Raw genomic sequence first — 21,390 nt, forward strand, 5'->3', positions numbered from 1 at the left:
CGCCATGCCGGCATCCGCTCCTTCCGTCGACCCCCAAACCGCACAGGCCGCGCCCGGCCCGATGGACCTCGTGCGGCTGGTGATGCGCTTCAACCTGCATCCCGAGATCGACCTGCACCCGAGCTGGCTGCCCGCCGACTGGCCGGCGCGCCACCGCATCCCGGCGCGGCTGGGGGAAGCGGGCCGCACGGTTCTTGCCGGCCAGCTTCGCCGCGGCCAGGGGCCGGCGAACGGTGCCGCCGACTACAACTTCGACGCCCGCCTCAAGCGCGTGGTGCTGCTCGACGGCGCCGCGCTGCGACGGCTCGCGGCCTACATGGGCTTCTGCGTGCACCTGCCGCTGTTCCGGCTGCGTGGCGGAGCGGGCGCGCAGATCCGCCGCCAGGCCCGCCGCTTCGACGCGGATGCCGTGCAGTTCCTGCTCGAGCGCGTGCCGCAGCTCACCGAGCTGCGCATGGACAACGCCGCGCTGCAGCAGTGGCCGCTTTCCGCGGGCCGGGTCGCGGTCGACCGGGGCTATCGCCTGCTGCTGGCGGCGGCCGCCGCCGAAGGCGAGGTGGTGCGCCGCCGCCTGGAACACAAGCTGCCGCGCCGCATCTCGGTGCTCGGCGCGCCGCCGCTGCGGCGACGCCAGATCCTGCAACTCAACGAACTGATGCTCTCGTGCATCGTTCCCGAAAGACTGCCCCAATGGGATTGGCTTTTCTGATCACCACCGAGAACCTTCAGCTCCTGAGCGAGCGCAAGGTTCTGAAGGAACACGAGTACGCGGCGCTGCTCGACGCTTCGACCGTGGTCGAGACCGCGCGGCGCGAGGCGCGCCGCATCGTGCAGCAGGCCACGCAGGATGCCGAGGCCGGCCGCAGGCAGGGCTACGAAGAGGGCCTGCGGCAGGCCAGGACGGAATATGCGACCCAGCTGGTGACCGACACCGTGGCGGCCGAGCGCCAGCTCCATGCCCTGCGCGAGTCCATGGCGCAGATCGTGGTCAAGGCCGTGGGGCAGTTCATTGCCGACGCGGACCCGACGGCGCTGTTCGAGGCGGCGCTGCTGCGCGTCGATACGCTGATCCGCCAGGAGCCCTTCATCACCGTGCGCGTGGCGCCAGCGCAGGAGGCGATCCTGCGCGGCGTGGTCGCGCGGCTGCGCAGCGACGCCAACTGGTCCATGACCGTGCACTTCGTGGCCGACGCGGCGCTGCCCGTCGGTGCATGCGTGCTGCAGACGGCGTCCGGCGTGCTCGACATCGGCGCCGATGCACAGCTCGAGGCCTTTCGCCGCGCGGTGGAGCGCAGCGGCCTTGGCGAGGGCGGGGAGGGGCAGCAGTGAATCCGGTGTCCGACGCGGCGCTGGGCATCGTCGCCGAGCTCGAGCAGGCACTGGGCCGCGTCACGCCGGCGACGATCCGCGGGCGCGTGAGCAAGGCGGTGGGCATGCTGATCGACGCATCGGGTATCCAGGCCCATGTGGGCGAGTTGTGCGAGCTGGTCACGCCAGGCGAGCCGCCGCTGCTGGCCGAGGTGGTGGGCTTTCGCGACAACACCGCCATCCTCACGCCGCTCGGGCCGATCACCGGCATTTCGGCGCTGACCGAGGTGCTGCCCACGGGGCGCGGCCATGTCTGTCCCGTCGGCGCGGGCCTGCTCGGGCGGGTGCTCGATGCGCTGGGCCAGCCCATCGACGAGAAGGGGCCGCTGAAGACCCGCACGCTGCTGCCGGTGCACCGCGAACCCGTGAGTCCGCTGGCGCGCCGCATGATCGAGGCGCCGCTGCCCACGGGCATCCGCGCGGTCGACAGCCTGCTCACGCTCGGCGAGGGGCAGCGCGTGGGCGTGTTCGCGCCGCCGGGCGTGGGCAAGAGCACGCTGCTGGGCATGCTCGCGCGCGGCGCGACGGCCGACGTGAACGTGATTGCGCTGATCGGCGAGCGCGGGCGCGAGGTGAAGGAGTTCATCGAGCACAATCTCGGCGCAGAGGGGCTGGCGAAGACGGTGATGGTGGTCTCCACCTCCGACCGGCCGCCGATGGAGCGCATCAAGTCGGCCTACGTGGCCACCACCATCGCCGAGCATTTCCGCGACCAGGGCAAAAAGGTGCTGCTGTTGGTCGATTCGCTCACGCGCTTCGCGCGCGCGCAGCGCGAGATCGGCCTCGCGAGCGGCGAGCCGCCCACGCGGCGCAGCTATCCGCCCTCGATCTTCTCGATGCTGCCGCAGCTGCTGGAGCGCGCTGGGCAGGGCAGGACCGGCTCCATCACGGCCGTCTACTCGGTGCTCACAGAGGGCGACGAGGAGAGCGACCCCATCGCCGAGGAGGTGCGTTCGATCCTCGACGGTCACATCGTGCTGTCGCGCAAGGTCGCGGCGGCCAACCGCTATCCGGCGATCGACGTGCTCGCGAGCATCAGCCGCGTGATGCCGCTGGTGACCTCGCGCGAGCACCGCGCGGCGGCGGCGCATTTTCGCGGCCTGCTGGCCAAGTACCAGGAGATGGAGCTGCTCGTGCAGATCGGCGAGTACAAGGCCGGCGCCGACGCGCTGGCCGACGAGGCGATCGGCGCGCGACCGGCGACGCTCGAATTCCTGTCGCAGCCGCCGGACGCGAGCCTGCCCTATGCGCAATCGGTCGAGGTACTGCGGCAGTTCGGCTGGACCGGGGAGCGCGCGCGATGAGCGGCGTCGACTGGAAACTGCTGGTGGGCGTGCGGGAGCGCCAGAAGACCGCGGCCATGGGCGTGGTCGCGCGCGACAGGGCCGCCGCCGAACAGAGCCACGCCGAACTCCGGCAGGCCGAGGCGTGGCAGCAGCAGCAGGTGCAGAACAAGGCCGCGCACTGGCAGGCGACGACTGGCGCGCTCTCGCACGGGGAATGCAGCGTTGCGCAACTGCGGCATGCGGGTGCTTGGAGCACCGCGCTCGATGCGCGGATCGCCGAGGCAGGCCAGCTCGCCGCGCAGGCCGGACAGGCCCACGCGCTGCGCGAGAGCACGCTCGAAGCCAGCCGGCAGAAGCTGCGCGCCGTCAGCGGCGATGTTGAGAAGGCGCAGCAGATGCTGCAGCGCGCACGCAGCGAGCAACTGCGCCTGCGCGAGCTCCGGCTCGACGATGCGACCGAGGAAGCTACCTCGCAGGCATGGGCTGCGCGGCGCCGGGCCTAGGGGCAACGAAAAGACGAAAAGACAACCAGAGAGATCCATTGCCGTGGACGCTTCCATCGAACTGGCCAGCCTCGAGAGGTTCTTCTCGTCGGTGGTGCTCACCCTGCCGCGGCTGTTCGCGATCTTCGCGGTGGTGCCCTTTCTTTCGGGCGGCATGATCACCGGCACGGTGCGCAACGGCCTGTTGCTGATGCTCGCGCTGTTCATGTCGCCCGTGGCGGGCGACATGCCGGTGGCCTCCATCGGCACCTGGGTGCTCATCGCCGGCAAGGAGGCTTTCATCGGCCTGCTGCTGGGCCTGGGCTTCGGCATCTTCATCTGGGCGGTGCAGAGCGTGGGCGACCTGATCGACTTCCAGACCGGCTCCAGCAACGCGTCGTTCTTCGACCCCGTGGCGGGCTACGAGAACGGGCCCACGGGCGAGTTCCTTGGCTGGATGGTGATCACGCTGTTCGTCTCGGCCGGCGGGCTGCTCGCGATGCTGGGCGTGGTCGTCGACTCCTACCGGCTCTGGCCGGTGGCCTCGTTCTTTCCGAACCTGGGGCTGGTGATCGAGCAGTTCGCGATCCGCCAGGGCGAAACGCTGTTCCTGTGGATCGTCAAGCTGGCCTCGCCGGTGATCTTCGTGCTGCTGCTGGTCGAACTGGGCGTGGGCCTCGTCAGCCGCGTGGCGCCGCAGCTCAACGTGTTCGTGTTCTCGCAGCCCCTCAAGAGCCTGCTGGCGCATCTGATGATGCTGCTGTTCGTGTTCTTCGTGTACGAGTCGCTGCAGGAATTCCTGCGGCCCGAGAACGGCGTGCTCGACTTCCTGCGGGCCACGCTCTAGTGCCATGGCGGAGAAAGACCAGGACCCAACGCCCAAGCGGCTGCGCGACGCGCGCAAGCGCGGCGAGGTGGTGTTCAGCAGCGACGTGGCATCGACCGTCGTGTTCGCCGTGGTCGTGGTCTGCATGTGGCTCGGGGGCGGTGCGCTTTACAGCCTGCTGCGCGAACTCTGGCTGCATGCCACCAGCACCAGCCTGCTGACGCAGCCCGACGACCGCTTCGCCGAACTGCTGCTGCACACGGGAGAGGCACTCGCGTGGGGCACGCTGCCCATCATGGCCATCGCGGCCGTAGCCGGCATCGCGGGCTCGCTGGCCCAGGTGGGGGGCGTGGCGGCGTGGGAGCGGCTGAAGCCCGACGTGAACCGCATGAACCCGGCGCAGGGGCTGCAGCGCATCTTCTCCACGCGCAACCTCATCAACCTGCTGAAGATGAGCCTGAAGACGCTGCTGCTCGCGGGCCTGATGTTCGTGGTGGTGCGCGGCTTCGTCGATACCTCGCTCAAGCTGGGGTATGCCAACCCTGCAGCCATCATGACCGCTTCGGCCCACATGGTGCTGGTGACCTTCGGGTGGTCGGTCGTGATCTTCGCGCTGATGGCCGCGGTGGACTACGCGCACGAGCACTTCGAGTTCATGAAGCAGCAGCGCATGTCCATCGAGGACATCCGCCAGGAATACAAGGAAGTGGAGGGGGACCCGATCAACCAGTCGCGCCGCCGCTCCGCGCACTTCGAGGCGGTGTATGCCAGCCTGGGCGATCGTGTGCGCATGGCTTCGGCCGTGATCCATTCGGCCCGCACGGCCGTCGCATTGCAGTACCTCGGCGAGACCGACCTGCCGCGCGTGATCGCGCGCGGCGAGGGCGAAGTCGCGGCGCAGATCCGGCGCTTTGCCGGCGAGGGCCTGGTGCCGATGGAGTTCGAGCCTTCTCTGGCCGAGCGCATCTATGCGGAGGTTCCGGTGGACCAGCCGATTCCGCGTTCGCTGTATGCGCCTGTGGCCACTTTGCTGCGCTGGGCGCAGGGCCTCGGATGACACCGGGTCGCGAGCTATCCGGCGATGCCGTTCCTGGCCGAGGGTGGCTGCAGCGCGTCGAGCGCGGCGAGCCTGCGGTAGTCGCCCGGCAGCACGGCGTAGGTGCTCATGAAGGTCTTGTGCAGATGACTCTGGTCGGTGAAGCCCGCCGCATGCGCCGCGTAGGTGACATGGGCGCCGCCGGCGATGAGGTCGCGCGCGTACTCGATGCGGTGGCCCACCAGCATCTCGTGCGGCGTGAAGCCCCAGGCCGCGCTGAAGCGCCGCTGCACGTGCACGGGGTGCCAGCCGACCGCATCGGCCAGGCTGTCGAGGGTCATGCGTTGATGGAAGCCCGACGCGATCAGGGCATAGAGCCGGTTCAGGCGTTCGTCGCCGCTGTCGGGGAATGGTCGTTCCGCGTCGAGGGAGTCGTTCTCCGTGGGCGAGGGAGCGGGGAGCCACTGCGCGAGGCGCCGGCGCAGCAGTGCGCGGCCGGCCGCGATGTCCTCGGGGTCGCCGGTGCTCGTGGGAACGAAAAGCAGGCGGTGGCATTCGAGAAATTCGAGCGCGGCGGCGGCGTCGATGAACACCGAGACACCCGCATCGTTCTCCACGCGCGCGAGCGGCGGCGCATCGTCCGCGGGGCTGATGCAGCGTGCCACGGCAAGGCTGCAGAAGAGGGCGTCTTCGCGCCAGGCATGCGAGCACGCCTGCACGGAGTGCCAGACATGCGGCGCGATCCGGAACAGTGCGCCCGGCGGCACCACGGTGACGCGCGTGCCGCTGCGCACCTGGAGCTCGGTGTCGGCCACCGCGAGCGTGAAACCCACGTGCCGGTGCGGCCGGACTTCGCGATGGCGAAACCGGTTGATCGTGAATTGAAGACCAGCGAGATCCGCGTCTCGCCAGTATTGGGAGGCAGGCAGTGCCATGGAGGACCGGGGTGTGTGCGGAGGTCGGGCGTTTGCCTCGCGCGATGTGCAGCATGCCAGCGCCGCCGGCATCTGTGAAGCCTCCGCCGGACAAGGACCCGTGCAGACTACGCCTTGTTCAAGCGAAGGTACTCAATTGGATGCGTGGGGTTTTGGCAAATGCGCCGGAAGCTAAAAATTTACAAGGCGATGACAAGGCCCTTGCGGTACTTTGGCCCAAGTCCGTCGTCCTCTCCGGCATGGCGGTACATCCATCAGGCCTTCCATGATTCTGTCCACCTTGTTTCATCGTGCCTCGCCTGCGTCGGCGTCCGAGGCGCAGGGTTTCGATCCGGTGTCGCGGTCGCAAGCGGAGCAGCAACCCGCCAATCCGGTTCCGCAGTTCTATGACGAAGAACATCTGTACCTGCCGCGAAGTGCGCCGCCCCATGCCGGCGGCGTGCCGGCCATAGTCGGCGAGCTGCTGGATGCGCCCAGCAATGAAGCCCGCACGGCATTGGTGCGCAGCATGCTCCACGCGCTCGATTTCGATTGGCTGGGCTACGGCACGGTGGCGTACATGCGGGGCCACTGGTGGCCGCTGAGCTTCTTCACCGCCTACGCGAACCCCGAATGGACGAAACGCTACTTCGCGCACAACCATTGCGGCGTCGACCTCAGGCAGCAGGGTGTGCCCGCGTCGAGCCTTCCGCTGGCTTGGGACGTGGCCCAGCTCGAGGCCCTGGCGGCGGAGACGTCGGACGAGCTGAGCGAAGAGCGGCAGCGGTTTCTCGACGACCTGTATGCCAGCGGCATCCGCAGCGGGCTGCTGTTTCGCCTGGCATCTCCCACGCACGTGAACCAGCACACGGTGATCAGCCTGCTGTCGCGCAGGCCAGGAAGCGACTGGATCAGCGACAGCGTGATCGGGCAGGGGCTGATACTGGGACTGGGCGTGCACGAGTACGTGTCGCGCCACACGCGCATCGTCGGTGCGCCGGGCGCGGGCCGCATCGAGATCTCGGCCACGCAGCAGGACATCCTCCAGCATCTGCTGCAGGGGCGCAGCGACAAGGAAATCGCCAACCGGTTGGACCTTTCGTCCCATACGGTGGACTACCACATGCGGCAGCTGCGGCGCCGCTTTGCAGCGCGCAACCGGGTGCAGCTGGTCAATGCCGTGCAGCAGGGCGACAGCGATTTCGGGGTGCTCGGAGAGAGTTGATGCCGCGTGATCCACGAGCTGATCGAGTTCGCACACGGCCGCGGCATGGCCCTGAGCCTTATTGAAACCATGCCCTTGGGCCAGACCGGCTGCGATCGCACGGAACAGTTCCTGGGCCTGGACGCGTTGCGCCGCGAGATCAGCAGGCGCTGGACTCTCAGCGACCTGACGGACCGCAGCGGAGGCCCTGCGCGCTACGCAAGGGTCGAGCAAACAGGAGGGCTTATTGGTTTCATCACGCCGCTCACCGCGCACTTCTGCGGTGACTGCAATCGCGTCCGCGTGACGGCTGACGGCACTCTCTATACCTGCCTCGGGCATGAGAACGGCATCGATCTCAGAAAGCTGTTGCGTAGCTCGATGAGCGAGGCGCACGTGCATGAGGCCATCGGCCATGCCGTGGAGCAAAAGCCCAAGGGACACGAATTCTCGCTTCAAGGACGCGTCTTGCCGGTCAAGCTGGTCCGCCACATGTCCGCGACTGGCGGGTAGGCATGGCCTCGCCGTTCCGGGTCCCAGGATTGCCGCATGTTCAGCATCCTGCGCAAGCTACTTGAGCCTTTCTGCGTCTAGCGCTTAGCGCACGGCCAGTCGTTTGCGCATGCAGGCAAGTGCGTGGACCGCGCAGGCGCGGACCGTGAGCACGAACTCAGCTCTCGAATGTTCGCCGGCGTCCGGCTGAAAATCTCGTCTGGCAGCGCCACGCGATGAGCCAGGGCATGAGCGCTTCGCCCGCGGCGGTCAGTTTGATGGAATGCCGTACATGCCCTGCGCGCGCCCGTGCAGTCGGCTACGCGGCGTGGCACGTGACTGCATGCATCGCCCCAGCGCCTGTCTGCGTCTCGACCGAAATCAGAAGCGGCCGGAACGCGCCAATCTCCTACTTCCTCGACGCCCGGCAGCGCGCAGGCTTGGTGCATCTTTTCTTTTCGAGGCACGGAAGATCATGGCAACCAGCAGCATCCTCGGCGGCGAGCGCGCGCCGATCACCCCCAAGGGCACCGATGCGAAGAGCCTCGGGCCGAGCGACTCCAGCGACAGCGGGAGCGACGCATCGGGCACCAATGATGCGGCGGACGAAGGCGGACTCGAGACCCCTACCAATGCCGACATTCTTCCGGACCGCGTAGGCGTCCTCCCGGATGCCGCGGCCGAGGTTGAGGGTTCGGTGGACGACCCGGAGGCGCTGAGCGCGCAGGACCTGGCCGACGAGGTTGCAGTCGATTCAGAAGGCGAGGGCGAAGCGGCTGAAGGCGAAGAGGGCGAGGGGAGCGAGGAGCCTGAGGACCAAGGCAGCGGGCAGCGCTGATGCCTTCAACCCGCTTGCCTGCCGCTGCCGGAGGGCGGCCATCCTCCAGCCAGCTGAACCGCACCCTGCGCAGCGTGTTCGGTCACACCCGTCTGCGTGCCGGCCAAGCCGAAGTCATCGAGCGGGTCATGCGGGGGCTGTCCACTCTCGCCGTGATGCCCACGGGAGCAGGAAAGTCGCTGTGCTACCAGTTGCCGGCGATGTTGCTGGAGGGGCGCACAGTAGTGGTCTCTCCACTGATCGCGCTGATGAAGGACCAGTGCGACAAGCTCAGAGCCCTGGGTATTCAGGCGATCCAGGTCAACAGCGCCCTTTCCGCAGACGAGCTCGCTTCGGCCGAGGCGGCACTGCGCGATGGCAGCGCGCGCATCGTGCTGACCACGCCCGAGCGGCTTGCCGATCACGCCTTCTTGCAGCAGCTCGCGACCCATCCCGTCGCTCTGGTGGCGGTGGACGAGGCACACTGCATCTCGCAATGGGGCCACGACTTTCGGCCGGCGTTCCTGGACATCGGCCCCGCCGTTCGGGCGCTGGGCGCCCCCACCGTGCTGGCCCTCACCGCCACGGCCGGCTCCGAGGTTGCCGCAGACGTGATGAAACACCTCGGGATCCCGCGCAGCGGGCTGATCGACACGGGTGCCTATCGCGCCAACCTGCACTTCTCGGTGGAGCAGATGCAGCAGGAGGACGATCGCCAGCGACGCATCGTGGAGCTGGTGCAGGAGGAGACCGGATGCGGCATCGTCTACGCAGCCACGGTGAAGGCCGCGGAGCAGGCCTTCGAGACGCTGCGCGCGCGAGGCGAGTCGGTCGCGCTCTATCACGGCAAGTTGGGAACGCGCGAGCGTGGCGAAGCCCAAGAGCGTTTCATGAGCGGTGCCACGCGGGTGATGGTGGCGACCAATGCCTTCGGCATGGGCATCGACAAGCCGGACATCCGCTTCATCGTTCACTCACAGATGCCATCGAGTCTGCACGCTTACTACCAAGAGGCGGGGCGCGCCGGCCGCGACGGGCTGCGGGCGCGTTGTGTGCTGCTCTTCCATGCCAAGGACCGGGCGGTTCAGCAGTTTTTCCTGGCCGGAAAGTATCCCCAGCTCGAGGACCTCGATGCGGTCTATCGGCAGTTGCTCGCCACACCGCCTGCGGGCGAGGGCTGGACCTCGGCCAGTCTCCTCGACGCAATGGATCGCCCGCGCAGCAAGATGCAGGCCGCTGTTGCACTGCTGCGGCAGGAAAAGCTGCTGCGCATCGGCCGGCGAGGAGAGATTGCGCTTCGACAGGAGGCGGCCTCGCGCGCCGACCTGGGCACGATGCTGGACGCCTACAAGGAGCGCCGGCTGCAGGACCGGGAGACGCTCGAGCGCATGCTGTCGTACGCCCAGGCAGGTCAGTGTCGCTGGCAGATGCTGTTGGCCGATCTGGATCCTTCGGCCGAGGCGAAGCGCTGCGACACATGCGACAACTGCCGTCGTATTGCAGCCCATGAGGCCGCGATGGCGCAGCCGATCCTCATGAACACGCAGTCGACAACGGCGACTGTGGCCGTGGCTCCGAACCCTCCGGCGAAGGCGCCCGCACGGAAGCTGCGTTTCGCCGAAAGCGATCCGGTCAAGGTCAGGCGTTTTGGTGCGGGCGTCGTCGTCGCCTCGACCGAGGGGTCCATCACCGTGGCTTTCGAGGATGGCACCCAGCGTTGCATTCATCCGGACTACGTCACTCGTCGTCGCGTGCCACGAAAGTCGGTGAGCTCCGATCCCGAGACAGAGACTGATACCGATGCCCTCTTGGCCGGCGGTGCATCGGCGCGCGGCCTGCTCAAAGCAAGCATGCCGGCCTGAGTGCCTCGGCAAGATGAACTTGCCCGGCCGAGTGACCTGGCCCGAGCGATATGTCGCTTCGGAGCGAGGCCTCGAAAGCATGGCAACGCCGAGCTCAGTTCGGGCCTCGCCGATGCCGATCGGGTCGGACGCGGCGCCTGCCGCTCAGCAGCGAGTGAAGCATCGCAAGACCCGCCCCGCGCAGATCGCATCCACTAAGATCGGTCCGATGAAGCAAGAGGGCGGGCGCGAGTCGCGCCGCAAAGTAAGCGTGGAGCGCAGCGCACCTGCGGATGCAGGTGCGCCGGCGCTGTCCGGCGAGATCGATGGACAGCTCGACGCCGCATCGCGCGGCGCGGCGGAGTCGAGCCTTTCGCGCCTGCTTGGCACGCTGGGGCTTTTCTCCACCGCCAGCCCCTCGCTCACCGTCGAAGAGATCGCCACCCGCCTCAAGGTGCCCAAGAGCACGGCCTACCGCTACATCCAGGAACTGTCGAAGGTGGGTCTGCTGGTGCGGCTGGACCGCAGCATCACGCTGGGTCCGCGCATCATCGAGCTGGACCGTTGCATCCGCGAGTCCGACCCGGTGATCCGTGCCGCCGCGCCGCCGATGCGCGAACTGGCCGAGCAGACGGGGCTGGATGTGTTCCTGTCCAAGCTCTATGGCCACTCCATCATCACGGTGCACACCGAGTTCAACGACCCGCTGCCGCACCTGCGCTATGGCCGCGGCAGGCCAGTGCCGGTGTCGCGCGGCGCGAGCGCGAAGGCCCTGGTGGCCTTCCTGCCGGCTGCGCGGTTGCGCAAGCTGCACCAGGAAATGGCCGGCGAGGCGGTCGACACCCCGCCATGGGATGCGTTCTACGAAGAGGCGCAGCGCATCCGCCGCGAGGGCTACTGCCGTACCTCGGGCGAACTCAACGAGGGCAAGACCGGCGTCTCCGCGCCGATCTTCGGTCGTGGGCGGCTCGTGGTCGCCAGCGTCACTGCGCTGGGCAGCGATGCGCGGCTGGCGCTTTTCGATGCAGAGGCCATCGCCGAGCTGGTCAAGCGCACCGCGCACATGATCAGCGTGCGGCTGTCGGCCGACGGGCACCTGTAGACACCCCAGTCGACCCGGCAGGCTGGCCACTTCAGAAGACGATGTTGGCCTTCTTGACGATGGGCGCAGCCGCGGCCAGCGAGCGGCGCCAGGTCTCCAATGCCTGTGCGGGCGTGCTCACCACGGGTTCGAGGCCCAGCGCCACCATGCGCGACTGCACCTCGGCATCGCCCGCGATGGACTGCAGCGCAGTCGCCAGTCTGGCGACGACCGGGGCCGGCGTACCCGCGGGAGCGAACACCGCGAACCAGCCGGCGTTGCCCATGTCGCGCACGCCCAGTTCCTCGAAGGTGGGCACCGCCGGCAGCGAACTCACGCGGCGCAGGCCGGTCACCGCCAGCGGGCGCACCGAGCCGGCCGTCACCATGGCCTCGACGGCGGCGACGGTGAGGAACACCGCATCCACCTGGCCGCCCATCAGGTCGGTGATGGCGGGCGACGAACCCTTGTAGGGCACGTGCAGCAGCTCGACGCCGGCCGACCCGGCCAGCACCTCGCCCATCACATGGGCCGAGGAACCCGCCCCGAAGCTGCCGTAGCTGAGCTTGCCGGCCTTGGCCTGTTGCAGGAAGGCGCGCAGGTCCTTCGCGGGGCTGTCGGCGCGCACGGCCAGCACCAGCGGCGCGTTGGCCATCACGCTGACGATGGTGAAGGCCTCCTGCATGCTCTTGCCGGGCGCCACCTGTTGCTTCGAGGCGAGCGCGGCGATCACGTGCGTGGAGTTGCTGCCGAACATCAGCATGTGGCCGTCGGCCGGCGGCTGCAGCACGGTGCGCGCGGCGATCAGGCCGTTGGCGCCGGGCTTGTTGTCGATCACGACCGTGCCGCCCAGCGCGGCCTGCAGCTTCTGGCCGATGAGGCGGGCCACAGTGTCGGTGCCACCGCCAGCGGCGAAGGGCACCACGAGGTTGATCGACCGTTCCGGCCAGGTCGCCGCTCGCGCCAGGCCGCTGCCGCAGGCGGCCAGGGCGGCGAGTGCGCCGAGGGCCTTGCGGCGATGGACGAGAAGTTCGCGATGGAACGGGGCTGAAGTCATGGTGTGGCGGGAAAACTGGGAGAAGAAGAGGGCTGCGCGTCAGTCGACGCGGATCTGCCGCGCCTTGACGATGCGGTCATAGGTTGCGCGGCCCTCGGCGATGCGGGCCGCCATCTGCTCGGGCGTGCTGTAGACAGTGGTGAAGCCCAGGTTGCCGAAGGTCCTGGCCACGGGCTCGGAAGCGAGTGCGGCGCGCATGGCCGCGTTGAGCCGCGCCACGGTCTCCAGCGGCGTGCCGGCGGGGGCCAGCAGGCCGAAGAAGCCCTGGATGGTCATCTCGGGCAGGCCGGCCTCGGCGGCGGTGGGAATGTCGGGGAAGGCCGGGTCGCGCCGCTCGCCGGTCATGAACAGCGGCACCAGCTGGCCGGCGCGCAGGGCGCCGATCAGGGGCGAGGTGACTTCGTCCATCAGCTGCGCCTCGCCGCGGATCACCGCGTCCTTGGCCATGACGGCGCCCTTGTAGGGCACGTGCACCACGGGCGCGCCGGTGGCGGCCAGGAAGATCTCGCCCAGCAGGTGGTTGCTGGAGCCCGCGCCGGCCGAGGCAAAGTTGAGCTTGCCCGGCTCGCGCTTGGCCAGCGCCACGAATTCCTGCACTGTGCGCACGCCCAGGCCCGGATTCGTGACGAAGACGAAGGCCTGCGTGGCGCCCAGGCTCACCGGGACCAGCGTAGCGACGTGCTCCTGGTTGGGGTAGATCGCCGGTGCCGCCGTCAGGCTGCTGCCGCTGCCCCACAGCAGGGTGTAGCCGTCAGGCCTGGCCATGGCCGCCGCCTTGGTGCCGATGCGCCCGCCCGCGCCCGCGCGGTTCTCGACCACCACGGGCTGCTTGAGCTCCACTGACAGTGCCTGCGCCACGGCACGCGCCGAGATGTCGGTGGAGCCGCCCGGCTCGAAGGAGACGATGAGCGTGATCGGGCGCGAGGGCCAGGCATCGGCGCAGGCGGCGGTGCTGCCGAGCAGGCAGGCCGCGGCCAGGAGGGAGAGCAGGGCGCGGCGACGCGTGGAGGAAAGGATCGGCATGGCGGGCTCCAGGAAAAGGTGCAACAGCGGCGTCAGTCCAGTGACACGTTGGCCTCGCGGGCCACGCGACGCCACTTGTCCAGCTCGGCCTGCAGCTTGGCGCAGAACTGCGGGCCGTCGGCCGCCGTCACCGCCACGCCGCGCGCATTGAGGCGCGATTCCATGTCGGGCGTGCGGATCACCTTGTCCAGCGCGGCGCCCAGGGTCGCCACCACGGCCGGCGGCGTGCCCGCGGGCGCGAACACGCCCATCCAGCCTTCGGCCACGAGCCCGCCGTAGCCCAGTTCCTGCAGCGTGGGCACGTCGGGCAGGCCCGGCAGTCGGCTGGGGGAGGGCGTGGCCAGGGCGCGCAGCTTGCCGGCCTTGATCTGCGGCAGTACCACGGCGGTGGTGTCGAAGGTGAAGTCCACGTCGCCGGCCAGCAAGGAGGTCATGGCCTGCTGGCTGCCCTGGAAGGGCACGTGCGCAGCCCGCGTGCCGGTGGCCTTCAGGAAGATCTCGCCGATCAGGTGGTTGGTCGAGCCCATGCCGAAGGACGAGTAGTTGAGCTTGCCCGGCTGCGACTTGGCGGCGGCGATGAGTTCGCGCACGTCCCGCACCGGCGAGCCCGTGGGCACGGCCAGCACGAAGCTCACGGTGCCCACCTCGATGATGGGGACGAAGTCTTTCAGGAGATCGTAGGGAGCGGTCTTGCGCGTGACCGGGTTGATCAGCAGTTCGGCGCCCGTGCCGAAGAAGAGCGTCTGGCCGTCGGGCCTGGCGCGTGCCACCGATTGGGCGCCGATGGTGCCGCCGGCACCCGCGCGGTTGTCCACCACGATCGACTGCCCGAGTTCCGGCGCCAGCTTCTCGGCGATCAGCCGCGCCGCGCCGTCGGTGCCGCCGCCGGGCGGAAAGGCGACCACCAGGTGGATGGGCGCCGAGGGAGAGGCCTGGGCGCAGACCAGCGCCGGCAGCAGGCAGGCGAGGGCGGCCAGGCAGGGGAGGCGTCGGAGCATGGGCATGGTCGGTCCTTGCGAGGGTGGCGAAGACGGGCTCAGTGCGCGACTGCGGCTGCCGCTGCAGCGCGCTCGCGTTCGCCCTGCGCGGCCGCGGCGGCTTCCGCGGCACGCACGCTGGGCCGGGCGCTGCAGCGCGCCAGGTAGGCCTCCAGGTCGGGCCAGCGCCGCGTGTCGATGGCATGCGCGCGCGTCCACATGGCGATCGTGTAGCAGTGCGCGTCGGCGATGGTGAAGGTGTCGCCGGTGAGGTAGGTGCGGCCCGCCAGCTGCTCGTCGACCCACTGCAGCTTGGCCTCGACGATGCCACGCGCGATGGCCTTGTACTCGGGCGGCGTGACGGCCTTGAACAGCGGCATGAAGCCGCCCTTGTGCAGGTCGGCCGCGATGAAGCTCATCCACTCCAGCACGCGGTAGCGCGGCAGTCCCGACGCGGGCAGGAGCGTGTTGCCGGGGCACTGGTCGGCCAGGTACTGCATGACGATGCAGCCTTCGCTCAGGTGCTGGCCGTCGGGCATCTCGAGCGTGGGCACGGTGCCCTTGGAGTTGACGCCGAAGTAGTCGCGGCCATCGGCCAGCCGCTTGGTCTTCATGTCGACCCACTCCAGCGCCAGGGGCAGCTGCAGTTCGCGCGCGACGATGTCCACCGAGAGCGAGCAGCCGCGGACTTCGTGATAGAGCTTCATGGGGTTCTCCGGGAATGGAACGGCGCCGGCGGCTCAGGCGGCCGGGTGGGTGGCGAGCTCGTCGCGCTCGTCGGCCAGCGCCGCCCGCACGCTGGGGCGCGCGCCGATGCGCTGCAGGTAGCCGTGCAGGTGCGGCCATTGCGCCAGGTCGATGGCGTGCAGCTCGGCCCACATCACGATGGTGAAGCAATAGGCGTCTGCCGCGGTGAAGCGCTGCGCGTGGAGGAAGCTTCGAGCGGCGAGCACCCGGTCGAGCCAGGCGAAGCGGCGCTGCAGGTTCTCGATGGCGATGCCGCGGTAGGCGGGCGGCGTGTTGGCGCGGAACAGCGGCGTGAAGGTCTTGTGCAGCTCCGAGCTCATGAAGCTCATCCACTCCAGCACGCGGTAGCGCTCCATGTCGAGGCTGCCAGGCAGCAGGTGGTCCGCCCCGTGGCGGTCGCACAGGTACTGAATGATCACGCCGCCCTCGGTGAGGAACTGGCCGTCGTCCGTCTCCAGCGCGGGCACCTGGCCCTTGGGATTGATGCGGTGGAGGTCACCGCCGTCTTTGAGCTTCTTGGCCCGCACGTCGACCCAGACGAGTTCGAGCGCGAGGCCGATCTCGCGCGCCACGATGTCGACGGCCAGTGCGCAGGTCCTGGGAGTGAGATAGAGCTTCATGGCAGCAAGGCGCCTCGCGGGGATGGAGGGGCGCGCCTGCGTGCCGGCAGACCCGGGATGAGCGCCGTTGCGGGCGCGGATGCGGTGCCGACCCGCTGCCCGCGCAGCGTTCTGGTGCAACGGTGCCCCGTTGTGTTGCATAGGGTCGAAGACATGGTCATGAAATTACTTCTATGCGATAAATATGCCATTCGATCTGGGCCGCACGTGTCGGTAGAAGTACCTGGATAGTTGACAAACGCTTGGTTGCGGCGCGCGTTTCGTGCCGGCGGTGACATCCTTTTCCCTAGGACGTGGTGCCTGAATCATCACTTATCACTATGCAGTAATACGTAGATTGTCGGCCCACACTCGCCCTGGAACGCCGATTGCTTGCTCATGTGTCACATGGACGAAAGTTGATCCTAAGGGAAACCACTAAAAGCCAATTAGATTGCTGAATTTCGTTTATTCGACAAATCAGCATATGATTCGGCGACCGATGAGTGTTCGGTGTCGTCAGTCGTCCATTGCCGCCCAGGAGCGTCCCCTCTGGCTCCTGGTGTCGGCCCCGTCTTCGCAGGGGTACCGAGGAATCGCGCAATGAATAGAAAGTCCGTTCTGCAGGTCTGTGGTGCCGTCGCCTTGGCGGCGGCATGCGGGCTGGTGTCGCCGCTGGCTTCGGCCCAGGGCAGTTGGCCCTCGCGGCCGATTCGCATCGAAGTGCCCTACCCGCCGGGCACGGGTCCCGACGTCATGGCCCGGCTCGTGGGCGAGGGGCTCTCCAAGGAGCTGAAGGCTTCCGTCGTGGTGGAGAACAAGGCCGGGGCCAACGGCATCATCGGCACCGCCGAAGTGGTGAAGGCGCCGGCCGACGGCTACACCTATCTGCTGGTCGACCGGCTCACGCTGACCGTCAACCCGCTGCTCTACCAGCCGCCCTACGACCCGAAGAAGGACCTCGTCTCCGTCAGCAACATCGCCGACGTGAACCTGTACCTGGTCACCAGCGCGCAGCTGCCGGCCAACGACTTCAAGTCCTTCATTGCCTATGCCAAGGCCAACCCGGGCAAGGTCACCTTCGGCACGGGCGGCGTGGGCAGCGTGATGCACCTGAACATGGAGCTGCTCGAATCTGGCACCGGGGTCAAGTTCCTGCACGTGCCCTACAAGGCCCTGGCGGAGGTGATTCCGGCCATGCTCGGCGGCCAGGTGGAAGTTACCTCCGGCGGCGTGGAGGCCATGCTGCCCTACGTGCAGAAGGGCAGCTTCAAGCTGCTGGCCGTGGGCGCGCCCACGCGCCAGGCCATCGTGCCGAACGTACCCACCATCGTGGAGGCGGGCGGCTCGGACATGCTGCTGTCCACCTCCTATTCCTTCCACGCGAAGAGCGGCGTGCCGCCCGAGATCCTGGCGCGCATGAACGCGGCGCTGACCAAGGTGCTGGCGCAGCCCGAGCTCAAGCGCTGGGCGGCCGAGCGCGGCCTGGGCGCCGGCGCCTCCACGCCCGCGGAACTGGACGCACGCATCGCCGTGGACAACGACCGCATCGGCCGCCTCGTGCGCGAGCGCGGCATCAAGGTGCAGTGACGTCGGTCGCTGCATTCCCAACACAGAAGCAATGAGAGGACATCGGCGATGACTGAGCAGACTGGCGCGCAGGCCCTGTGGGCAGCGCTCTCCGGCGAAGGGGTGGACACCTGCTTCGCCAACCCCGGCACGACGGAGCTGGACCTAGTGCGCGCGCTGGAAGGCCAGGACTCGATCCGCTGCGTGATCGGCCTGCAGGAGAACGTCTGCACCGGCGCGGCCGACGGCTACGGTCGCATGCTTGGGCGGCCCGCCGCCACGCTGCTGCACCTGGGCCCAGGCTTCGCCAACGGCATCGCCAACCTGCACAACGCACGGCGCGCGCGCACGCCGATCGTCAACCTGATCGGCGACCACACCAGCTGGCACCTGCCCTTCGATGCGCCACTGACCTCGGACATCGAGTCGCTGGCGCGGCCGGTGTCGGGCTGGGTGCACCGCATCGCCAGCACGGCCGATGCGCCGCGCGCTGCTGCCGAGTCCGTGCGCCAGTCGCTGGCCAACGGCGGGCAGGGCGCAACGCTGATCTTTCCGGCGGACTACCAGGCCGATCCGCTGCAGGCCGCGGCGGCCGATGCCGTTGCTCCGGCGCGGGCCGCGGCATCCACTGCGCCCGTCGACATCGCCGCCTGCGCGCAGCGCCTGCGCTCGGCGCGCCGTATCGTTTTCCTGCTGGGCGGCGGTGGCGAACTGGGCGGCCTGGGCGGGCGCGCCCAACGCGCCGCCGCGCGCCTGTGCGCGGCGCTGGGCGCCACGGCCTATGCCGAGACCTTCCCGGCTCGTGCGGAACGCGGCCAGGGCCTGCCGGCCTTCGACCGACTGCCCTACTTTCCCGAGCCGGCGCGCGCCGTGCTCGATCCCGCCGACCTGGTGGTGCTGGCCGGCGCGCTGCCGCCGGTCACCTACTTCGGCTACGCGGGCCATCCCAGCCTGATGGTCGAAACCGATCGCCTGCTGAGCCTGGGCGAGCCCGGCCATCCCGTGGCCGAGGCACTCGAGCAGCTGGCCAATGCGCTGCAGGCTCCCCCGTTAGAGGCGCCCGTGCATCCGCTGCCGGCGGAGCCCGCCGGCGCGCTCACGCCCGCGGCCATCGGCGCGGTGCTCACGCGTGCGCTGCCCGAAGGCGCCATCGTCTCGGTCGAAGGCGGCACCTGCGGCTATCCCTTCTATGCGGCGTCGGCTGCCGCGGCGCCGCACACGACGCTGACCAACACCGGCGGCGCCATCGGGCAGGGCCTGCCCGTGGCGGTGGGCGCGGCCATCGCCTGCCCCGGGCGGCGGGTGGTGGGGCTGCTGTCGGACGGCAGCACCCAGTACACGATCCAGTCGCTGTGGACGATGGCGCACGAGCAGCTCGACGTGGTCGTGCTCATCGCCGCCAACCACCAGTACGCCATCCTGCGCAACGAACTGCGCCGCGGCGGCGCCGCGCTGGGCGCGCGCGCCGAGGCGCTCACTGCGCTCGACTCGCCGCGCATCGACTGGGTGGGCCTGGCGCAGTCCTATGGCGTGCCGGCCACGCGGGCCACCACGGCCGAAGAACTCTCGGTCCAGCTGCGTGACGCCTTCGGGCGCCGCGGGCCGGCCCTCATCGAAATGGCGCTCTGAGCCGCAGGCCGGCGCCTTTCCCAACATCCAAGGAGCAATCGAACATGGATCTCAGACTCAAGGGCAAAGTGGCCGTGGTGACGGGCGGCAGCCTGGGCATCGGCCGGGCGGTGGCGGAAGCCTTCGCGGCCGAGGGCGTGCGCGTGGCCATCGTGGCGCGCAGCCAGGGCGCGCTGGAGGAAGCCGCGCGCGAAATCACCGCCAAGACCGGCGTGGAGGTGCTGGCCACCCCCGCCGACGTGAGCGACACCGCGCAGGTGCAGGCCGCGGTCGACAAGGCGGCGGCGCACTTCGGCCGCATCGACATCCTGATCAACGGCGCAGCCCATCCGGGCGGCCTGGTGCGCAGCGAGATCGAGAACGCCGACCCCGAAGGGCTGCTGCAGGACATCGACATCAAGGTGGTCGGCTACATGCGCTTCGCCAAGGCCTGCGCGGCGCACATGCGCAAGGGCGGCTGGGGCCGCATCATCAATATCGGCGGCCTCACCGGGCGCGGCAGCAAGCAGCTCTCGGGCATGCGCAACGTGGCCGTGGCGCACATGACCAAGACGCTGTCGGACCAGCTCGGCCCCTCGGGCATCACGGTCAACGTGCTCCACCCCGGCGTGGTCGAGACGCCGCACATCCACGAGCTCTACGCCAAGGAAGCCAGGCTGCAGGGCCTCACGCCCGCGCAGGTCGAGGCGAACTACGCCAAGGCCACGCCCATCCGCCGTGTGCTGCAGGTCAATGAGATCGCCGACGTGGTGCTCTTCCTGGCCTCGGACCGCGCGGCGGCCATCACCGGCGAATCCATCGCGGTCGATGGCGGCATCACGCGCGGCATCTTCCTCTGAGCCATCCATCCAAGGAGTCGCAGACATGAACGGAACCATTCTCGTGGGCACGGCAGGGCAAGGCATCCTGCGCAGCGTGGACGACGGCGCCACCTGGCACCGACTGGGCCTGAAGGAGGCCATCGAATTCGACGGCACGGTGCGCGCGCTGGCCGTGGACCCATCGGACCCCAGCCGCGTGCTGGCGGGCGCCGACGCGGGCATTTGCCTGTCGATCGACGGTGGCGCGCACTTCCAGCGCATGGCCTCGCCGGCCGATGGCCAGACCGTGTGGGCCCTGGCCTTCAGCCCGCTGGACCCGCAGCTGGTGTTCGCCGGCACCGGCGCACCTTCGCGGGCGCGCATGTACCGCTCGCGCAACGGCGGCCTGAGCTGGCAGCTGCTGGACGTGGAGCTGCCGGAGTTCTGCTCCGGCGTGCACCGCCCGCGCATCCTCACCATCGCCTTCCACCCGCAGCGCGCGGGCGAGGCCTGGTTCGGCGTGGAAGAAGGCGGGGCCTGGCGCACGCGCGATGCGGGCGACAGCTGGGAGCGCATCGACACGCCCGGGCGCGGCATCAACAACTCCGACATCCACGCCATCTCGGTGCTGCCGGCCACGCAGGATGCGCCTGCCAAGCACATCGTGGTCACCGTCAACTCGGTGTGCGAGAGCATCGACGATGCCCAGAGCTTCGTCTGCCATCCCTCCAAGGACCGCTTCGACGGCCTGTACTACACCCGCACGGTGCAGCCGCTGGACCCTGAAGGCCGCGAACTGCTGCTGGCCATCGGCGACGGCACGCCGGGTTCGCGCACGCGCATCTACCGCTCCGCCGACCGTGGCGAGACCTGGGCGCAGACGCTCTTGAACACCGCACCCAATTCCACCGTGTGGGCCTTCGGCGGCCACGCGAGCAACCGTGGGCTGCTCTTTGCCGGCACCAAGTACGGCCACCTGCTGCGCTCCACCAACGGCGGGCGCAGCTGGTTCAAGGAGTGGCGCGACTTCAGCGAGATCACCTCGGTGGCCTGGACGCCCTTCGTGGCGCCGGTGCACGCGCATCCGCAGTCCATCCACTGAAGCACGGAGGCCGGCCATGAACACCCGCAACCCCGCATCCACCGCCGGCGGCACTGCCGAAGAGGTCCGTCCGCGCATCCGCCGCACGCACCTGGCGCTGTTCGTGAAGGACCCCTTCGCCTCCGCGCCCTGGTACGAGGAGGTGCTGGGCATGCAGGTCACGGCGCGCGGGACGCGCTGGGTGTTCCTCTCCTTCGGGCAGAAGCACCACGACATCGCGCTCATCCAGGTGGACGAGCCCGAGGCCGCCACCCGCGGCACCGTGAACATGCAGCACTACGGCCTGGAGATCGAAGGCGGCCTGGACGACCTGCGCCGGCTCTACGGCATGTTGCTGCGCAAGAACGTCGAGGTGGTCAAGACCACCGACCACAAGGTGGGCTACGGCCTGTACTTCCACGACCCCGACGGCCACCGATTCGAGTTCTTCCTCGAGCTCGTCCACGACGACGAGGAAGCCAAGCGCCTGCTGGGCGAATACAACGCGCCCAGCAACGCCCTGGACCTGCAGCCGCTGTGAGCGACAGCCCGCTGCACATC

Annotated in this window: 22 protein-coding genes; 16 read left to right on the forward strand and 6 right to left on the reverse strand. The window is 69.0% G+C overall.

Going from position 1 to position 21,390, the window contains the following annotated elements; genetic code table 11:
* Nucleotides 1-4 precede the first annotated feature (4 nt).
* Genes FHT32_RS20515 through FHT32_RS20540 form a run of 6 tightly spaced genes read left to right on the forward strand, consistent with a single transcriptional unit; the run spans nt 5 to nt 5,019 of the window.
* Nucleotides 5-709, forward strand: coding sequence for a type III secretion system protein (locus tag FHT32_RS20515; RefSeq protein ID WP_176666426.1), 705 nt, complete (start codon nt 5-7; stop codon nt 707-709).
* Nucleotides 691-1,329, forward strand: coding sequence for a type III secretion system stator protein SctL (sctL, locus tag FHT32_RS20520; protein WP_176666427.1), 639 nt, complete (start codon nt 691-693; stop codon nt 1,327-1,329). The genes FHT32_RS20515 and sctL overlap by 19 nt, the downstream gene beginning before the upstream one ends.
* Complete coding sequence (locus FHT32_RS20525; RefSeq protein ID WP_176666428.1) at nt 1,326-2,672, forward strand: FliI/YscN family ATPase; 1,347 nt, start codon at nt 1,326-1,328, stop codon at nt 2,670-2,672. Before sctL ends, FHT32_RS20525 begins: the two co-directional genes overlap by 4 nt.
* A complete protein-coding gene (locus FHT32_RS20530; RefSeq protein ID WP_176666429.1) occupies nt 2,669-3,157 on the forward strand; it encodes a serine kinase in 489 nt (162 codons plus the stop codon). The genes FHT32_RS20525 and FHT32_RS20530 overlap by 4 nt, the downstream gene beginning before the upstream one ends.
* A 43-nt stretch (nt 3,158-3,200) precedes the next feature.
* Nucleotides 3,201-3,983, forward strand: a complete 783-nt coding sequence (sctT, locus tag FHT32_RS20535; RefSeq protein WP_371132212.1) for a type III secretion system export apparatus subunit SctT — start codon at nt 3,201-3,203, stop codon at nt 3,981-3,983.
* Nucleotides 3,984-3,987: 4 nt separating this feature from the next.
* Complete coding sequence (locus tag FHT32_RS20540; RefSeq protein WP_176666431.1) at nt 3,988-5,019, forward strand: EscU/YscU/HrcU family type III secretion system export apparatus switch protein; 1,032 nt, start codon at nt 3,988-3,990, stop codon at nt 5,017-5,019.
* A 14-nt stretch (nt 5,020-5,033) separates the two neighbouring features.
* Here FHT32_RS20540 and FHT32_RS20545 read toward each other — a convergent pair whose 3' ends face one another.
* The gene (locus tag FHT32_RS20545) at nt 5,034-5,933 is read right to left on the reverse strand and encodes an AraC family transcriptional regulator (RefSeq protein WP_176666432.1); all 900 of its coding nucleotides are present in this window, start codon (nt 5,931-5,933) and stop codon (nt 5,034-5,036) included.
* A 265-nt stretch (nt 5,934-6,198) separates the two neighbouring features.
* Between FHT32_RS20545 and FHT32_RS20550 the strand changes: the two genes are divergently transcribed.
* The 5 genes from FHT32_RS20550 (at nt 6,199) to FHT32_RS20570 (ending at nt 11,368) form a co-directional block, all read left to right on the forward strand.
* Nucleotides 6,199-7,137, forward strand: coding sequence for a LuxR family transcriptional regulator (locus tag FHT32_RS20550; RefSeq protein ID WP_176666433.1), 939 nt, complete (start codon nt 6,199-6,201; stop codon nt 7,135-7,137).
* Nucleotides 7,138-7,143: 6 nt separating this feature from the next.
* Nucleotides 7,144-7,629, forward strand: a complete 486-nt coding sequence (locus tag FHT32_RS20555; protein WP_371132214.1) for a hypothetical protein — start codon at nt 7,144-7,146, stop codon at nt 7,627-7,629.
* A 454-nt stretch (nt 7,630-8,083) separates the two neighbouring features.
* Entirely contained in the window at nt 8,084-8,446 is a 363-nt protein-coding gene (locus FHT32_RS20560) for a hypothetical protein (RefSeq protein ID WP_176666101.1), read from the forward strand.
* Nucleotides 8,446-10,287: an ATP-dependent DNA helicase RecQ gene (locus FHT32_RS20565; RefSeq protein WP_176666434.1), complete on the forward strand. Its 1,842-nt coding sequence runs from the start codon at nt 8,446-8,448 to the stop codon at nt 10,285-10,287. The genes FHT32_RS20560 and FHT32_RS20565 overlap by 1 nt, the downstream gene beginning before the upstream one ends.
* Nucleotides 10,288-10,495: 208 nt before the next feature.
* On the forward strand, nt 10,496-11,368 hold the full coding sequence (locus FHT32_RS20570) for an IclR family transcriptional regulator (protein WP_256099080.1): 873 nt from the start codon (nt 10,496-10,498) through the stop codon (nt 11,366-11,368).
* Between the two features lie 31 nt (nt 11,369-11,399).
* On the opposite strand, the gene FHT32_RS20575 is transcribed toward FHT32_RS20570, so the two are convergent.
* From FHT32_RS20575 to gstA (FHT32_RS20595), 5 genes are read right to left on the reverse strand one after another with little or no spacing between them, the layout of a single operon-like run.
* Nucleotides 11,400-12,404: a tripartite tricarboxylate transporter substrate binding protein gene (locus FHT32_RS20575; RefSeq protein ID WP_176666435.1), complete on the reverse strand. Its 1,005-nt coding sequence runs from the start codon at nt 12,402-12,404 to the stop codon at nt 11,400-11,402.
* A 39-nt stretch (nt 12,405-12,443) separates the two neighbouring features.
* Nucleotides 12,444-13,427, reverse strand: a complete 984-nt coding sequence (locus FHT32_RS20580) for a tripartite tricarboxylate transporter substrate binding protein (RefSeq protein ID WP_176666436.1) — start codon at nt 13,425-13,427, stop codon at nt 12,444-12,446.
* Between the two features lie 32 nt (nt 13,428-13,459).
* On the reverse strand, nt 13,460-14,431 hold the full coding sequence (locus FHT32_RS20585) for a tripartite tricarboxylate transporter substrate binding protein (protein WP_176666437.1): 972 nt from the start codon (nt 14,429-14,431) through the stop codon (nt 13,460-13,462).
* A 32-nt stretch (nt 14,432-14,463) separates the two neighbouring features.
* The gene (gstA, locus tag FHT32_RS20590) at nt 14,464-15,111 is read right to left on the reverse strand and encodes a glutathione transferase GstA (protein WP_176666438.1); all 648 of its coding nucleotides are present in this window, start codon (nt 15,109-15,111) and stop codon (nt 14,464-14,466) included.
* A gap of 33 nt (nt 15,112-15,144) precedes the next feature.
* A complete protein-coding gene (gene gstA, locus FHT32_RS20595) occupies nt 15,145-15,771 on the reverse strand; it encodes a glutathione transferase GstA (RefSeq protein WP_176666439.1) in 627 nt (208 codons plus the stop codon).
* A 582-nt stretch (nt 15,772-16,353) separates the two neighbouring features.
* On the opposite strand from gstA (FHT32_RS20595), the gene FHT32_RS20600 reads away from it, so the two are divergent.
* The 5 genes from FHT32_RS20600 to FHT32_RS20620 are packed head-to-tail and all read left to right on the forward strand — an operon-like array spanning nt 16,354 to nt 21,370.
* A complete protein-coding gene (locus FHT32_RS20600; protein WP_256099081.1) occupies nt 16,354-17,340 on the forward strand; it encodes a tripartite tricarboxylate transporter substrate binding protein in 987 nt (328 codons plus the stop codon).
* Between the two features lie 48 nt (nt 17,341-17,388).
* Entirely contained in the window at nt 17,389-18,948 is a 1,560-nt protein-coding gene (locus FHT32_RS20605) for an acetolactate synthase large subunit (RefSeq protein WP_176666440.1), read from the forward strand.
* A 44-nt stretch (nt 18,949-18,992) separates the two neighbouring features.
* Nucleotides 18,993-19,787: an SDR family NAD(P)-dependent oxidoreductase gene (locus tag FHT32_RS20610; RefSeq protein WP_176666441.1), complete on the forward strand. Its 795-nt coding sequence runs from the start codon at nt 18,993-18,995 to the stop codon at nt 19,785-19,787.
* Between the two features lie 25 nt (nt 19,788-19,812).
* On the forward strand, nt 19,813-20,850 hold the full coding sequence (locus FHT32_RS20615) for a glycosyl hydrolase (protein ID WP_176666442.1): 1,038 nt from the start codon (nt 19,813-19,815) through the stop codon (nt 20,848-20,850).
* A gap of 16 nt (nt 20,851-20,866) precedes the next feature.
* Entirely contained in the window at nt 20,867-21,370 is a 504-nt protein-coding gene (locus FHT32_RS20620; protein ID WP_176666443.1) for a VOC family protein, read from the forward strand.
* Nucleotides 21,371-21,390 lie beyond the last annotated feature (20 nt).

Origin of the sequence: Variovorax sp. SG517, from assembly GCF_013376045.1 — a bacterium.
Lineage (GTDB): Bacteria > Pseudomonadota > Gammaproteobacteria > Burkholderiales > Burkholderiaceae_C > Variovorax.